Origin of the sequence: Sulfuricurvum sp. (genome assembly GCF_028713855.1) — a bacterium.
In the GTDB taxonomy this organism is placed as follows: domain Bacteria; phylum Campylobacterota; class Campylobacteria; order Campylobacterales; family Sulfurimonadaceae; genus Sulfuricurvum.
In genome coordinates, this window is the sequence record NZ_JAQTNN010000001.1 from 356,718 (window position 1) to 372,036 (window position 15,319).

The 15,319-nt window shown below is 43.0% G+C and carries 14 protein-coding genes; all 14 read left to right on the plus strand.

Features of this window, described 5'->3' with window-relative positions; genetic code table 11:
• Window positions 1-14: 14 nt before the first annotated feature.
• The 14 genes from pqqC to PHI47_RS01885 all read left to right on the plus strand — a co-directional run bounded on the left by pqqC (window position 15) and on the right by PHI47_RS01885 (window position 15,319).
• Window positions 15-758: a pyrroloquinoline-quinone synthase PqqC gene (gene pqqC, locus PHI47_RS01820; RefSeq protein WP_299933103.1), complete on the plus strand. Its 744-nt coding sequence runs from the start codon at window positions 15-17 to the stop codon at window positions 756-758.
• On the plus strand, window positions 727-1,002 hold the full coding sequence (gene pqqD, locus PHI47_RS01825; protein ID WP_299933104.1) for a pyrroloquinoline quinone biosynthesis peptide chaperone PqqD: 276 nt from the start codon (window positions 727-729) through the stop codon (window positions 1,000-1,002). Before pqqC ends, pqqD begins: the two co-directional genes overlap by 32 nt.
• Window positions 989-2,122, plus strand: coding sequence for a pyrroloquinoline quinone biosynthesis protein PqqE (gene pqqE / locus PHI47_RS01830; protein ID WP_299933106.1), 1,134 nt, complete (start codon window positions 989-991; stop codon window positions 2,120-2,122). The genes pqqD and pqqE overlap by 14 nt, the downstream gene beginning before the upstream one ends.
• Window positions 2,113-3,555 (plus strand): leucyl aminopeptidase, encoded by a 1,443-nt coding sequence (locus PHI47_RS01835; RefSeq protein ID WP_299933108.1) that lies wholly within the window; start codon window positions 2,113-2,115, stop codon window positions 3,553-3,555. Before pqqE ends, PHI47_RS01835 begins: the two co-directional genes overlap by 10 nt.
• Window positions 3,556-3,655: 100 nt before the next feature.
• Window positions 3,656-5,560, plus strand: a complete 1,905-nt coding sequence (locus PHI47_RS01840) for an FIST N-terminal domain-containing protein (protein ID WP_299933110.1) — start codon at window positions 3,656-3,658, stop codon at window positions 5,558-5,560.
• The gene (locus PHI47_RS01845; RefSeq protein WP_299933112.1) at window positions 5,557-6,216 is read left to right on the plus strand and encodes a response regulator transcription factor; all 660 of its coding nucleotides are present in this window, start codon (window positions 5,557-5,559) and stop codon (window positions 6,214-6,216) included. The genes PHI47_RS01840 and PHI47_RS01845 overlap by 4 nt, the downstream gene beginning before the upstream one ends.
• Before the next feature lie 158 nt (window positions 6,217-6,374).
• Entirely contained in the window at window positions 6,375-8,684 is a 2,310-nt protein-coding gene (locus PHI47_RS01850; RefSeq protein WP_299933114.1) for an alkaline phosphatase PhoX, read from the plus strand.
• 80 nt (window positions 8,685-8,764) lie between these two features.
• Window positions 8,765-9,934 carry a cytochrome c peroxidase gene (locus tag PHI47_RS01855; protein ID WP_299933116.1) on the plus strand — a complete coding sequence of 390 codons (1,170 nt, stop codon included), beginning with the start codon at window positions 8,765-8,767 and terminating at the stop codon, window positions 9,932-9,934.
• A gap of 79 nt (window positions 9,935-10,013) precedes the next feature.
• Complete coding sequence (locus tag PHI47_RS01860; protein WP_299933119.1) at window positions 10,014-10,925, plus strand: type II secretion system protein GspK; 912 nt, start codon at window positions 10,014-10,016, stop codon at window positions 10,923-10,925.
• Complete coding sequence (locus PHI47_RS01865; protein WP_299933121.1) at window positions 10,922-12,034, plus strand: hypothetical protein; 1,113 nt, start codon at window positions 10,922-10,924, stop codon at window positions 12,032-12,034. Before PHI47_RS01860 ends, PHI47_RS01865 begins: the two co-directional genes overlap by 4 nt.
• Window positions 12,031-12,429: a hypothetical protein gene (locus tag PHI47_RS01870; RefSeq protein ID WP_299933123.1), complete on the plus strand. Its 399-nt coding sequence runs from the start codon at window positions 12,031-12,033 to the stop codon at window positions 12,427-12,429. The genes PHI47_RS01865 and PHI47_RS01870 overlap by 4 nt, the downstream gene beginning before the upstream one ends.
• On the plus strand, window positions 12,426-12,941 hold the full coding sequence (locus PHI47_RS01875) for a hypothetical protein (protein ID WP_299933125.1): 516 nt from the start codon (window positions 12,426-12,428) through the stop codon (window positions 12,939-12,941). The genes PHI47_RS01870 and PHI47_RS01875 overlap by 4 nt, the downstream gene beginning before the upstream one ends.
• Window positions 12,925-13,737: a PDZ domain-containing protein gene (locus PHI47_RS01880; protein WP_299933127.1), complete on the plus strand. Its 813-nt coding sequence runs from the start codon at window positions 12,925-12,927 to the stop codon at window positions 13,735-13,737. The genes PHI47_RS01875 and PHI47_RS01880 overlap by 17 nt, the downstream gene beginning before the upstream one ends.
• Entirely contained in the window at window positions 13,721-15,319 is a 1,599-nt protein-coding gene (locus PHI47_RS01885; protein WP_299933129.1) for a secretin N-terminal domain-containing protein, read from the plus strand. Before PHI47_RS01880 ends, PHI47_RS01885 begins: the two co-directional genes overlap by 17 nt.

A 15,319-nucleotide genomic window follows, 5' to 3' on the forward strand; every position in this document is an offset into this window, starting at 1 on the left:
CTTAAAGGACAAAAATGAAAACGCCCCTCAGTAAAAAAGAATTCGAAGAAGCATTACGAGGTATGGGCAGTATGTACCATATCTATCATCCTTTCCATGTGCGGATGTATGAAGGTAAATGTACAAAAGAAGAGATTCAAGGATGGGTCGCCAACCGTTTTTATTATCAGACAATGATACCGATCAAAGATGCGGCGATTATGTCTAACAACCCTCCTATCGAAGATAGACGAAAATGGATCGATAGAATCAATGATCATGACAGTGTCGGAGGCGGAATCGAAGCATGGCTCGATCTGGGTACCGCAGTGGGGCTGAATAAAGAAGATCTTATCAGTCATAAATACGTCTTGCCGGCAGTCAAATTTGCTGTAGATGCATACGTCAACTTTGCGAAACATTCACCATGGAAAGAGGGGGCAATGTCTTCATTAACCGAGATGTTTGCACCTGAAATACATCAACAGCGCCTTGATACATGGCCAAAAAACTATCCATGGATCGATCAGAACGGTCTGCGTTATTTCCAAAAACGACTTACGGAAGCGAGACGCGATGTACAGCACGGATTGGCACTGACGTTGGAAGAATTTAATACGGTAGAACTTCAAGAAAAAGCTTTTTCGATACTTCAGTTCAAATTGGATATTTTGTGGACGATGGTAGACGCCCTCTATTTGGCGTATGAGCTTAAAAGACCGCCGTATTTTAATATAAAGGGTTGTGATGCAACGCGAAAAATTTCTTGTAGTGAATAGCCACTTTCAACTCCAATATGAGGAAAAACAGAGCTGTTATGTTCTGCTCTATCCGGAGGGGATGGTGCAACTCAGCTTCTCAGCAGGGGAGATTATGAGTCTGTGTGACGGTAAAAACTCGTGTGACTCTATCATCACCGCATTGGTAGAGAAATTTTCGAATCAAGCGATTGAATCCGATGTTATTGAATTTCTTGATGAAGCGATGTCTCGCAACTGGATAATCTATCATGAAGCCCGATAATAAAACGATTAGCCCGCCGTTATGGATTTTGTTGGAGTTGACACATAAATGTCCTTTGGAGTGTACTTATTGCTACAATCAGCTTGATTTTGCTAATACGAAAGATTCTATGACCAAAGATGACTGGTTTAGAGTCATGGAAGAGGCCCGGGCTATGGGAGCCGTTCAGTTGGGCATCTCAGGCGGAGAACCGCTGCTTAATAAAGACCTTCTTGAGATCGTTAAAAAAGCCAATGAACTAAAATTTTATACCAATCTGATTACTTCAGGGGTCGGAGCCGATATCAGTATTGTGCCTAAACTAAAAGAAGCAGGTCTTAAGACGGTGCAGTTGGGTATTCAGTCCTCCGATGAGCATACGACTACGCTTATAACGAACAATCAAAACGCTTTTAAAGATAAAATGGCCTTTGCCAAAGCGTGTAAAGAGAACGGACTTCAGCTGATTATTAACACCTGCATTACCCGCCAAAATATCCATCAGATCGGTGATATCATTGAAATGGCGGAACGTCTGGGGGCAAATTATCTTGAAATTGCCAACATCCAGTACTACGGCTGGGCGTTGGAAAATATCAATGCGCTGCTACCGACCCGAGAACAGCTGGCTGAGGCAAAAGCGATCACGAATCACTACCGGGAAAACCGCAAAGACATGAAAGTCTTTTTTGTGGTACCGGATTATTTTGCCACACGTCCGAAAGCGTGTATGAACGGATGGGGTTCGACTTTTTTGACCATCAATCCAAGCGGAGTGGCACTCCCGTGTAACACGGCTAATACCTTGCCGCTTAATTTTCCAAATGTTAAAGAGTATTCGGTCGAAGCGATATGGAACGATTCGGAAGCATTTAACTATTTTCGGGGAGATTCATGGATGAAGGAGCCATGCCGAACGTGTAATGAAAAAGAGAAAGATTTTGGCGGGTGTCGATGTCAAGCCTATGCACTGACCAAGGATATGCATGAAGCGGATCCCGTTTGTGACAAATCCGGTTTTCATCATGTTGTAACATCCAAAGTAGAGGAGAGTATTACCTCAGATAAGCAGCCTCTGTACCGAAACAAAATCAATTCGATGAACATCATCGCAAACCGATTGGCTCGATCATGCAAATAGTACTCAGCAATAAACAGCCGAATGAATGTTTAACCCTTTTGTTCGTAACAACTCTGTCCCCAAAATCAGATCAGACTAAAATGCTCTCCAAAGCAGGTTTCAGTCTCAAAGAGGGGACGACGTATTTGGATATTCACCACAATATTTTGTATGTGGCAAGCCGTTCGCTCTGTTGCGAAGATCTTAAAATCAGTGCGGCAAAAGCGATTCAATCTATACAAAAGAGCAGTTTTACAACACTCTTTATCGCATTAGAACATTATCAAGACAAACTGGATGTAAAAGCATTGGCGGAAGGGCTGATTTTGGGTGATTACTATTACACTCAATACAAACACGAGTCACAAAAGCATCAAGAGAGAAAAACAATTATTGCCTACAGCGGAAGTATGTATACCAAAAATCATCTCGAAGAACTTCTGCATGAAGTTGAAATTATATGCCGTAACGTCAATTTTGTCAGAGATATTGTCAATACGCCGCCACAAGACTATTACCCGCATATAATGGCACTGGACGCAAAATACCTTGCTAAAAGAGACGGTTTAGAGTGCAAGATATTGGGTGAACATGAAATGCATGAGATGGGAATGAATGCGATTTTGAGTGTCGGCAGGGCATCCGTACATGAATCACACCTCATTCATCTCACCTACCGACCTAAAAATCCCAAGGTTAAAATTGTCCTCTTGGGCAAAGGGCTTACGTATGACAGTGGGGGGTTGAGTCTTAAGTCGGCGGATTCAATGGTCTCTATGAAATGTGATAAAGCTGGGGCTAGTGCAGTAATGGGAGTTATGTATACTTTAAAGGCTCTGGGATTAGCGTGCGAAGTGCATGGGATTATCGGTGCGGTAGAGAACATGATAGGGGGCAATGCCTATAAACCCGATGATATTTTGCGGGCTAAAAACGGTATGACCATCGAAGTTAAAAATACGGATGCCGAAGGTCGATTGGTGTTAGCAGACTGCCTCTGTTACGCTCAAGATGAGATCGAAGATTTTGATTATATTTTTGACTTTTCTACCCTTACAGGAGCCTCTATTGTTGCATTAGGAAGTCATACTACGGCGGTGATGGGACACAATGACACGCTAAAGAACAAAATAAATACGGCAGCATTGCAATGCGGCGAGCTCGTCGGATTTTTGCCTTACAACCGATATTTTGAGAATGATCTCGACAGTGAAATCGCCGATATGGTTAATACCGCTTCCTCAAGAAACGGCGGGGCGATAACAGCCAGTCTCTTTTTAGACCGATTCGTCAAAGAAAAAAATAAGAAAAAATGGCTTCATTTCGATATGGCCGGAGCAGCTTATGCACACAAAGCATGGGGATATAACCCTTATGGTGCCAGCGGCGCCGGTGTCCGATTAATCGTGCAATTTTTGAAAAATATTACTAAAGAATCCCATTCAAAGTTATAAAGAGTTCAAATAGCTTAATCTAAGCAAATTATATGAATAAATTATATTAAAATAGCTGGAAATGTCTTTATTTTATTTATATTTTTGATAGAATAGAGAGATGAAAACATACACATTTGAGTATACGGATTTATCGCAGCAAGATTGGTTGGATGAAATTAAAAATGAAGCGTATGTTTTAGTCCAAATTTTTTGCGGCGATGGTAAAGAGATACTCCAAGAAGCGTCAGCACATATCAAAAAAAGACTCCCTTTAAGTGTCATTATCGGTACGACCACAGATGGGGAAATCAACAATGGCGATATTTTAACGCACTCAACGATCATCGCTGTTTCTACGTTTAACAAAACGGAAATTACCAGCGCATCGGTGGATGGAAAAGATTGTTTTCAAAACGGGGTTGATCTTGCAAAAAAACTGATTAAACCCAACACAAAACTGCTGATACTTTTTACCGACGGTTCAACCAGCAACGGCGAAGCGTTTTTAAAAGGTATCGAATCGGTCGATAATCAAGTCATCGTCTGCGGCGGAATGGCCGGAGATAACGGTCAATTTATTCAAACGTACATCTGCGAAAATGAAACGGTACTCGAACATGGTGCCGTCGGTGTTGCTTTGAACTCTGATAGATTGAGTGTGTACAAAAACTATAAATTTGACTGGTCTCCCATCGGTATCGAACATACGATCGATGAAATCAGAGATAATCGGGTTTATAAGATCTCAGGGATGCCGGCTGTCGATTTTTACAAAAAATACTTAGGGGAAGAGGTAGCAAAAGCGCTCCCGAAAACAGGGATTGAATTTCCATTGATTATGGATAAAAACGGTTTTAAAGTTGCGCGTGCCGTTATTGCCAAGCATGATGACGGAAGCATGAGTTTTGCCGGGAATCTTAATGTCGGAGATAAGGTGCGTTTGGGATTTGGAAATGCAGAGCTGATTATCCAACAATCGTTTGACAGCTCTTATCTGGCACCTTGTAAAAATATACAAAGTTTTTTTGTCTATTCGTGTATGGCACGCAGAAGATATATGCCCAGTCTGATCAGCATAGAGATGTTACCCTTTGTGAAGAGTGCGCCAACGGCAGGATTCTTTAGCTATGCCGAGTTTTATCATCATGAAGGGCATAATGAGCTGCTTAACCAAACCTTCACTGTTGTCGGTTTGTGCGAATCCGACTGTTTAGAGTGTGTTGCCATTGAAAATAAGCCCAAAGCAATTCCTCTGGAAAATGATGAATATGCGATAACCGTCGGTGCCCTTGCCCATCTCATATCACAATCAGCGGACGACTATGAACGGCAAAAAAAGAGATTGGAAGAGGAACAACTCTATTCTCAAAGTTTGTTAAAATCCCAAGATCTATTTATCAAATACGCAGTACATGAAACCAATACACCGCTCAGTATTATCATGTGCAATGTCGAACTTTACGAAGCGGAACTCGGTAAAAATCCATACCTTTGTAACATCGAAGCTGCGATGAAAAATGTCTGTACTATTTATGATGATTTGTCGTATTTACTCATTAACAAGACTATCGAATACACGAAGCATACGATTGATTTAGTGGATTATGTTCGGAGTCGGATTGAATTTTTCAATATCGTGGCCAAGAAATCGAATGTCAGTTTTATTTTTACGAGTCCCGAAAAAGAGTTCATAATTTATTTTAATGAATCCCAGCTGCAACGGATTATCGATAACAATCTGACCAATGCGATCAAATATACGAAAGAGAATGAACCGATTTACGTTGTGATTGAAGACGATCAAAGTACGTGCAAAGTTACGTTTAAAAGTAAATCCTCGGAGATAGAAAATCCGCATAAAATATTTGAGCAATTTTACCGGGAAAGTTCTCAGCAAGAAGGGTTTGGATTGGGGCTAAATCTCGTAAAAGAGATTTGTAATAATGAGAATATCGCTTTTGAATTACATTCAACGAAAGAAGAGACTTCGTTTACCTATGAATTTAAGGAGGCATACCTTTGAAAATTTTATTAGTCGAAGACGATATCATGCTTGGCGAAGCCATCTCTAAATACATACAGGCCACGGGGCATGTTGTGGAATTGGTTAAAGACGGGACACAAGGATTGGAAAAGATTCATAACAGCAATTTTGATCTGCTGCTGCTAGATATCAATGTTCCCGGCATGGATGGGTTAACACTCTTAGAGACTACCCATAATGAGAAAATACAGATTCCTACGATTTTTATCTCAGCTCTAATCGATATAGAAGATATATCAAGAGCGTTCAATTTAGGGTGCTATGATTATTTAAAAAAACCGTTTCATCTAAAAGAGTTAAGTCTTAGAATAGACAAAATTCTACAATCGAGACAAGTTCCTCAATCGCATAAAAGGCTCTCTAAATCGTACAGTTTTGACAGTGAGACGATGACGCTCCTATTCAATAACGAGCCCCAGATTTTGCCGAAAAGACAACTTCAAATCATAGAACTTTTGTCTCAGCACAGAAGCAGAGTGGTTACGTATGACATGTTTAGAGATTATGTTTGGAATGATGACATGATCGATAATGCCACAATCAGGGCAGAGTTAAACCGAATCAAAAATGTTTTGAAAGAGGATATGATCATCAATATCCGATCGATAGGCTACATGGTGGAACGACCTAAATAATACGAATCAGATACAGCCGCTTAGAAATTAATATTTATACACCGTACACATTTATGCTAATGTTAAATAGTTACAAATAGGTAACATTACAGTAATAAATTTGTAACCCGCACTCCCTACTATTTTGGCGCTATGAAAACACTAAAAAAGGGATTCCAATGTATTTACGGACTTATTCTCTTGCTGCCGCAACGGCTATTTTAGGAACTTTATTTTTTGTCGGATGCGGCGGTTCATCTGCTTCAACCAGTGCAAGTGTTCAAAGTGGAACATTTGTAGACAGTGCCGTCAAAGGGCTCTATTACGTCAGTGGTTCTCAATCGGGTACGACCGATGTGAATGGAACTTTTAAATATGAATCAGGTAAAACGGTAAAGTTTTATCTGGGCGATGCTAATGGTGCTTTGATCGGTGAGACAAATGGTTCTACTCTGGTAACTCCGCTTGATCTTAGTGATGATGGGATCGATGGTACAAAAACAACCAATATGCTACTGCTTCTTCAATCTCTGGATAAAGACGCTAATGCAACGAATGGTATTGAGATCGATACTACTAAGGCCGCAAAAATCAAATCGCTTAACTTATCGGATGATGCGAATGTGACAGACTCTTTGACTGCTGCCGGAGCAACTCCAAAAACATCCGCTGAAGTTAAAGCACATTTCCGCGAATCGTTAGCGGAACTTTCAACCAAAGGTACGGTTCCCTCAACTGCTACAGTAGTCAGTACAGAATTTATCGGAATGGATGCACCAACAACCTTTGCAAAAATGGATCATGTCTATTCGGAAGCCTATGTAATCGTTCGCTACAGTGACGGAACACGTATTGTTCGTCCTATCGAATACACTACCCTTATGAGTACAACCGACACAATCGGCGGAAAAACCGTAGGGGCTATTTTGGATATTAACGGCAATCCGATACTGGACACAAGTGCCGGCGGATCAGCTCCCTTCATCTCCGACACACCTGATGGTCAAAGTGTTATGCAAATCGGAAATACGATCCAAATGGTGTCGCAATTTGAGTACGTTACTGCGGACGCCAGCGGAGCAAGCCGTTACGGTGTTTTACCTGCTATGATGAACCTCAGCACTCTCACGCAAGCAACAAACGGAGCATTAAGTGTAAGTAATATTGCGAATATCGATACCAAAGATGTCGGCGGTTTATGGATCACGTGTGCGGCGAGTATGACACCGTGGACAACCCATCTCGGAAGCGAAGAGTATGAACCGGATGCGAAACTCGTTGAACTGGGAACCGGTGCGGGAACCGATACCCTTGGCGGCCCTAATGCCTATTTCGGTGATACAACGACAGCCAATGTCTATAATTACGGTTTCATCCATGAAACAACAGTTACCGCTGCAGGGACAACATCCATCAAAAAGCACTATAGTATGGGGCGTTTTTCACATGAGTTAGCTGAAGTTATGCCGGATAATAAAACGGTTTATTTCGGAGATGACGGCTCTTATACTATGCTCTTTATGTACGTTGCCGATACAGCGGGTGATCTTAGTGCAGGTACGTTGTATGCGGCAAAATGGACACAAACAAGTACATCGACTGATCGTGATGTTAAAGCAAATCTCACATGGATCAAACTAGGTCATGCAACCGATGCGCAGGTAAAAACGCTTATAACTGCTAAAACAAAATTCAGTGATATTTTTGAAACGGCAGCCACTGCAACGGCCGGATTTACGAAAGTAAAAACGTATAAAGGGACGGAATATCTTAAACTCAAAACGGGTATGGAGTTTGCCGCAGCTTACCTCGAATCACGCCGTTACGGAGCATTGCTCGGCGCAACCAGCGAATTTAACAAAATGGAAGGGGTGAGTGTCAATGTCAAAGACAAAAAAGTCTATGTGGCAATCTCTAACATGAGCGGCGGTATGACGGACAGTTCAAGCGATCCGGTAAACGATATTCATACTCCGGTTGAAAAAGCGGGTGCTGTATTTGAACTTGCACTCACTAGCGGAAAAAGTGATACTGCTGGAGCAGCCATCAACAGTGCTTATGTCGCTTCAACCATGAATGCTATACCTGCTTTGACCGGTTTAACCGTGTCTGTAAAAGATACGTTCGGTAACGCTGCCGATGTATCCAAAGTCGCCAATCCGGATAATCTGAAATTCTCTGAAAAAATGCGTACCCTTTTCATCGGTGAAGACAGCGGTATGCACATCAATAACTTCGTATGGACATATAACGTCGATACGAAAAAATTCTCACGCATCCTCTCTAATACGGCCGGTGCTGAAGCTACAGGGCTTCAAGCGATCGAAAACCTCGGCGGTCACGGATATGTCATGTCGAGTATCCAACATCCGGGTGATGGGCTTTTGGCCGATTGGAACGCTGCCAATCCGATCGTGCAACAGCTCAACAGCTCTATTAATAAGAAAAAATCCTCTATCGGATACATGAAACTTCCCGTAATCCGCTAAATCAGATGTCCCTTTTCGGAGGGACTCTTTTTTTACCAATAATCACCTTTCGATTACTGGTCAAAGAAGAGGAATACAGGATGAAACAACGGCTTATTATAGGAACATTGAGTGCAATTGTATTCTGTATTATTGCAGGATGTCAGAGTGATGCAACATCGGATTTGAATACCTCTGCGGCGACGCAAGAGGTAAAAATTACCGAAGCTGAAAAGATCGCATTGGGGAGAGCGATTTTTTTTGATACCAATCTCTCTGAACCCGCAGGTCAGTCATGCGCATCATGCCATTCGCCTGAAGCAGGGTTCGCCAATCCTAACCATTTAACTCCAACCTCCGAAGGGGCTGTTAAAGGTCTGTTTGCCGATCGCAATGCCCCTACCATTGCTTATTCGCAATATTCGCCCGAATTTTATTATGACGGTAACGGCTACATCGGAGGTCAGTTTCTCGATGGACGTGCGGGAACACTGGAGATTCAAGCCGGAGGGCCTCCTCTCAATCCAGTCGAAATGCACAATGCCTCCAAAGAGAGCTATATCAGCAAAGTTGCCGAAGCCGCCTATTCCGATGAGTTCAAACGAATCTACGGGCAAAATATTTTTGCCGATTCCAACAAAACCTATGCGGCGATCGGCGATGCACTTGCAACGTATGAGCGAACATCTCAGCTATCGGCGTTTACCTCAAAATTTGATGCTTTCCAAAAAGGAGATGCTTCTTTGAGTGCTCAAGAAAAATTAGGGTTGGACCTTTTTACCGGTAAAGCCAACTGCTTTGTGTGCCATCCTCTCTCCAATGAAGATTTGACAACCGTACCGGCGCTATTTACCGAATTTGATTATGAAAATATCGGCGTTCCGAAAACCCCGAATAATAAATTTTATACCCTTTCAAAAGAGTACAACCCTGAGGGTGTTGATTTTATCGATACGGGGTTAGCCCGTAATCCACGCGTGATCGCCGATGGAAGAGTGCCAGAGAACCGAGGTAAATTTAAAACACCGACTCTTCGCAATGTTGAAATAACCGGACCGTATATGCACAACGGCGTTTTTACAACACTGAAACAAGTCGTAGCCTTTTACAACACACGTGATTCCGATCCTTCACGATGGGGAGTGCCGGAAGTAGCTGAGAATGTCAACAAAGATACGATCGGAAACCTTCATCTAAGTGATGCGGAAGAAGATGCAATCGTCGCCTTTTTAATGACGCTTACGGATGGGTATCCTCTTAACAATAATTAATTTAGATAGAAGGGCTGAAAGGATAGAATAAGTTTGAAAATGAATAATAAAAGATAATAAAATATAAGGGATTAGGGGAATGAAACGTCGCGGTGCCATATTATTGATGACACTTCTTCTCATTGCGATTATGAGCGGCGGTATTGCTCTGATACTCTCCGAAAGTGATCATTTGCTCCGTCTGTCTGAACAGAGTCGAAGCGATGCCCAAATCAGTAAAATCGCAAGCGATCTCAAACGGCTTCTTCCTCGGATGCTTTCTAAAATCACTACCGCGCATGATTTGGAGTATGCGATGATGTTGCCGTTATCCAGCCGTTCCGCGGATGGACGCTTCATCCTGGACGCATCGCTTCATTCTCCCCTCGGACGTTTCAATATTAACAACGTATGCGATGCGACAGGCAAGCCCAGAGAAGTCTCTTCCGTATTCCTGTCTGCACTGTTCACGCGCTATAGGGTTGCTGAACCGGAGACGTTTATTAACATTCTTTACGATACAATTGATACTGATTTAGCAGAGCGCCAAAGAGGGAGTGAAGTTGCTGCCGTTTTTCCTGATTTCCATAACGGGTCGGTTGAAAATTTTGCTCAATTCACTCAGGTTCTTGCACGTTATCTTGCATTGACAAAAGATCGCCAGATTCTTGCCATTCCGTGGGAGCGGCTAATCGGATTTGAAGGGGACAAAATAGATATCAATTACGCTTCACCGGAACTTTTGTCCCTAATCGTACCGGAACTTGATACTGAAACGATTCATCGCATAACCGATCTCCGCGCCGCGCCGTTTGAGAGCAAAGAGCAGTTGCTCTCAAATACTCCGCAACTCTCATCCGTCTATGATACGTGGTTCTTAGTCTATACCCCCGGTAGCTCCTATCCCCTGATCGCAGATGTTGCGATGCAAACAAACGGTACCGAAAGCACTTTTTCGTTTCATACCGACACGCAAAACCGCACTTTTAACCGTTTGGAGATTACTCAATGAACGTTTTTTCATCGATGATAGAGCGTGTGAGCAGTACTTTTCGATGTTTTGGCAAACGGCGTTACGGATATGTGGATCGATCATCGTCTTATATCCCCGCCGGTCACGAAGCGCTGGTAATGATCCTTTCTCCCGATCTTTATCGTATCAGCATCGCTTCGCTCCCGGTTGCCACCGCTAAAGAAGCGGTTCGCTATGCCGAGTCGTATTTTGATGTGAGTGATGAACGAACCCGTTACGGAGCCTATTTCATAGGGGAAGGGCGTTATCTTTTGAGTGCTTTTGACCCTGAACCGACGCGGAAATGTTTGGAAGAAGCCGGAATCGATCCTTCATCCGTAGAGCGATTTGTACTCGCTCAGGAGGCTTTCGGAAGCGATAACCTCCCTGTATCGTTAGCAGATGGGTCGGTGCTGGCACTGAGTGAAGGGATCGTCGTACGTCTGCCGTCTCACTATATCAATGTACCGATACAACAGACGATAGAGGAAGCCCTCAAAACACTTGCACCGTGTTTACGCGGATTTACGGCGGATATGTATGTGGGAGGAGAAGCAACGAAAAAGACGCTTCTCTTCACTGTCGTTCTTTCCTCACTTGTTGTCCTGAATCTCCTGATTCAAGGGGTTTTATCCTACCGTGAAGCGCAACAGATTACGGATGCACAAGAGCAGATGAACATCGAAAAACATCTTCCCGCAACCCAAATGGAGCTTGATTCCCTTGCAGCGTCATGGGAGAAAAAAGAAGCCGAGCAAATAAAACTGCGAAAAATAGTCGCTGCATTCGGGACACTGTCACTGGAGAGCAATAAGACTGTTTCTATCTCTACACTCCCTTCTTCGTCTACGAACGGTATTGTCTTAGTCCCCGGTTCCAAACCCGGAGAGCGTAATCTTCTACTGGTTCCCGGTGATACAAACACAACAATCGGGACAGTTTCGGGAGAATATGTTACATCTCTTGCCTATGAAAATGGGTTAGTCACTTTTAAAATCCTTACCCCTTCGCAAGAGCGGGCAGAAAAAATACAAGACAGTGTCTCTAAAACCCTTAAAACCGATACGGTTACGATTAAAGAGAATTCGGTCGAGGGGAGCATTCAATGAAAACCCAGTTTGATCCTGCCACTCTCATTGTCGGATTATCGTTTGCTGCGATCAGTATCGCCGCAGGATGGTCATTGCATGAGGGGAGCGTTTTGAAAGAAGCGGCGGCTAAGCGTGATGAAAGTGTTCAAACCTTTGAGCGGTTGTCGTCGCTTAAAACACGCTGGGGACATTCGCCCGAGATTCAACGAAAAATCGATTTCTTACTTGCCCACCCTGCATTAACACGCCAGGAACACAGACAAAAGAGTCTATTTCTCGAATACGGCAATCTTTCGGGTAATGAGTTTGATAAACTGGTTTCTACCCTCATGAATGCCCCTTTTGTAATCAGCAAACTCGCTTTGTCTCGCAATGCTAATGCGGGAACGATCAGCGTGGAGATAGAAGAATGAAAAAAATTCTCTCTTTCAGCGTACTTTTGTTGATTTCTATCATCATCTTTTTACCCAAAACGAATATCTACTATGCAGCGGAAGAGTCCCTCGCGTCTACCCATTTGTATCTGAACGGCGAACAGGTCAATGACCGCTTTTTCTATATGGATGTCCGTGATGCAACATTGCTTTTGAATTCAATGCCGATCGGAACGGTTGAACAGATTCGTATTCTTCCTCTGATTGTTTATAACCGTGTAACGGTTAGTTCGGTCAATTTTAGCGGGGAGTTCGCTTCACTGTTTCCGGAGGGTATTGAGTACATAACGTTCACCTATACGCTGTTACACCCGTTTAGTATCATGATTAATGGAGAGGGGGGCTTTGGCCCCGTACAGGGAGAGATCGATTTGAGTAACGAGCGGCTCACCCTCTTGTTTGAACCTTCTCAGATTATGCGCGCATATCCGCTGTTACTGGCAAAATTACACAAATCGGACGAAGGGCTGGCCTATGAAACCTCTTTTTAACGATCATACTCTCCGACTCATCAACCGTGTCGCTCTTCCCGTTGTCATTGCGATGAGTTTTTCGACGGCATTGATACCGTTTTTAAAAATGACATCACCGGCCCACCCTCAAAGCGAGGTTATCCCCTTTTATGATCTGTATCATCTCGGTTCACTTTTTGCCCTCCATTTTGATGAAAACGGGGCTTCGATGAAAAAGGTTATGCATGAGGTACTTACTCCTGTTCCTCATCGCTTAAATGCCGTTTATATGGATGGTGCACGTTCGTTTGTCGCCGTGAATGATAAAAGTACCACCACCTTCGTCGATCGGGGTACGATGTATAAGAATCTCTATCGACTCGTCGGAATTTCGCCAACCAGCGCCATTTTTACAGCGTACGGCAAGCGGATGATACTTCGATTGGGCGAAGATGGCAATCTCAGTCTCAAAGAGACGGTTACCGAATATGTCCCAGATGAAACTTCCGTCGCATCCAGTTATGCGATTCCCCGTTCTACGATTGATCGTTATATGGATAATATGGGTGAAACATGGAAAAATATTACGATCAATGAAGTGGCCGAACAAGGCAAAATTGTAGGATTCCGGGTAGACGAGATCGCCTTGGGCAGTCCGTTTGCCCTTCTGGGACTACAAAAAGGGGATGTTATCACCGGTGTAGATAACAAGCCTATTGACTCTTATGCCGCTGTATTTGCCGCATATCAGAACGGATTACGCCGATCCGCTATTAAAATTACTGTTTTACGAAATAACCAGCCAAAGGATCTTGAATATGAAATCAGCCGTTAATCTTTTAATCGTCTTTCTCTTTGCGCTAACGTCATTGCCGGCCGCAGAAACGGTAAAAAATGATAAAGCCACCATTTCTATCGACGGGATGGAATTAAATGATTTCATCAAATTAGTGGCGAGAATAAGCAATAAAAATATCTTTCTTACCGAAGAAGTAAGCGGAAAAATCAGTTATGCCGGAAGCCGTCCGATTCGACGTACAGAACTTTTTACCCTCTTGCAGACTACTCTCGAAGCACGCGGTATGACGATGCTTGATTCCGGTGCCGGATATTATTCAATCGTTAAAAGTGCTGATGCCGCTACAATGAATGTTCCGTTTCTTACGAAAAGCGATATCCCTCAGTTACAAACGGAAATTTTGAAACTCAACTATGCCATGGCTGAACCGATGGCACTTAAGGTCAAAAACTATTCGAGCAAGAACGGTAAAATCGTCCCTTCCAAAGAGTCCAATTCATTGATTGTCACCGATCTTCCGGCGAACATCAAAACAATGCGTCAACTGGTTAAAGCGTTGGATATTCGGGATGAGACAACAGCCAACTACACCCATCTGATTCAGCTCAAAAATGCGGATGCCAAAAACCTTGTCACCACACTCAACACGGTTATCGCCAAAATGACCCTTTCTCCTGGACAACAGCCTCCCAGTATCGCCAGTGATGATTCGACAAACTCATTGATCATTATCAGCAGTGACGATCTTTTTACGACACTTTTACCGACAATACAGGGTCTTGACGGTGACCGTCAGCAGGTTTATGTCAAAGCCAAAATTATTGAAATCAGTGAAAACAAAGCACAGGAAGTGGGATTCAAGTACGGTTTGTCCGGGGGATCGTTCGGATCAGGTGGGATATTTTCGTTTAATTCGGCACTTGGCGATGGGAAAACCGGAGCAATTAATTTGGATTCGGTTCTTCTTTCTAATATCACGATTCCTACTTTGAGTTCAGGGATTGCACTGGGTGCCAGTATTTCTTTGTTGAATAGTAACGGTGCAGCCGATATCCTCTCCGAACCGTCTATTTTGTGTATCGATAACCAAGAATCGTCGATCTACGTGGGTAAAACAGAATCTATCAGCAGTGGAACGACTTTAACCGGGACTGGATTGACACAATCGAGTTATACCCGTCAGGATATCGGTTTAACACTCAAAATCAAACCGCGCCTTTCGAACGATAATAAAGTTCTTTTAGCGGTTGAAACAAGGCTTGAAGATATCGATGCTACGACAACCAATCTACAGCTTCCCAGTACGACCAAACGTGAAGTTAAAACTTCAGCTATCGTCAGTAACGGAGAGAGTGTTATTATTGGTGGTCTTATCAAGGATAAATACGATCAAAGTGCATCAAAAGTACCTTTTTTAGGAGATATTCCTATCTTAGGAAATCTTTTCAAGGACAAGGCTGCATCGCATGAAAAAATCAATCTTGTCATTGTCCTAACCCCTTATATTTTAGATAAAAGTTCTGATTTAGCGACCCTTCGAACACAGTTGGAGGAGTTGGATAAAATCCAACAGAAATATATCGACGATGTAGTTAGTCATGTGAAAGAACAGCACTAA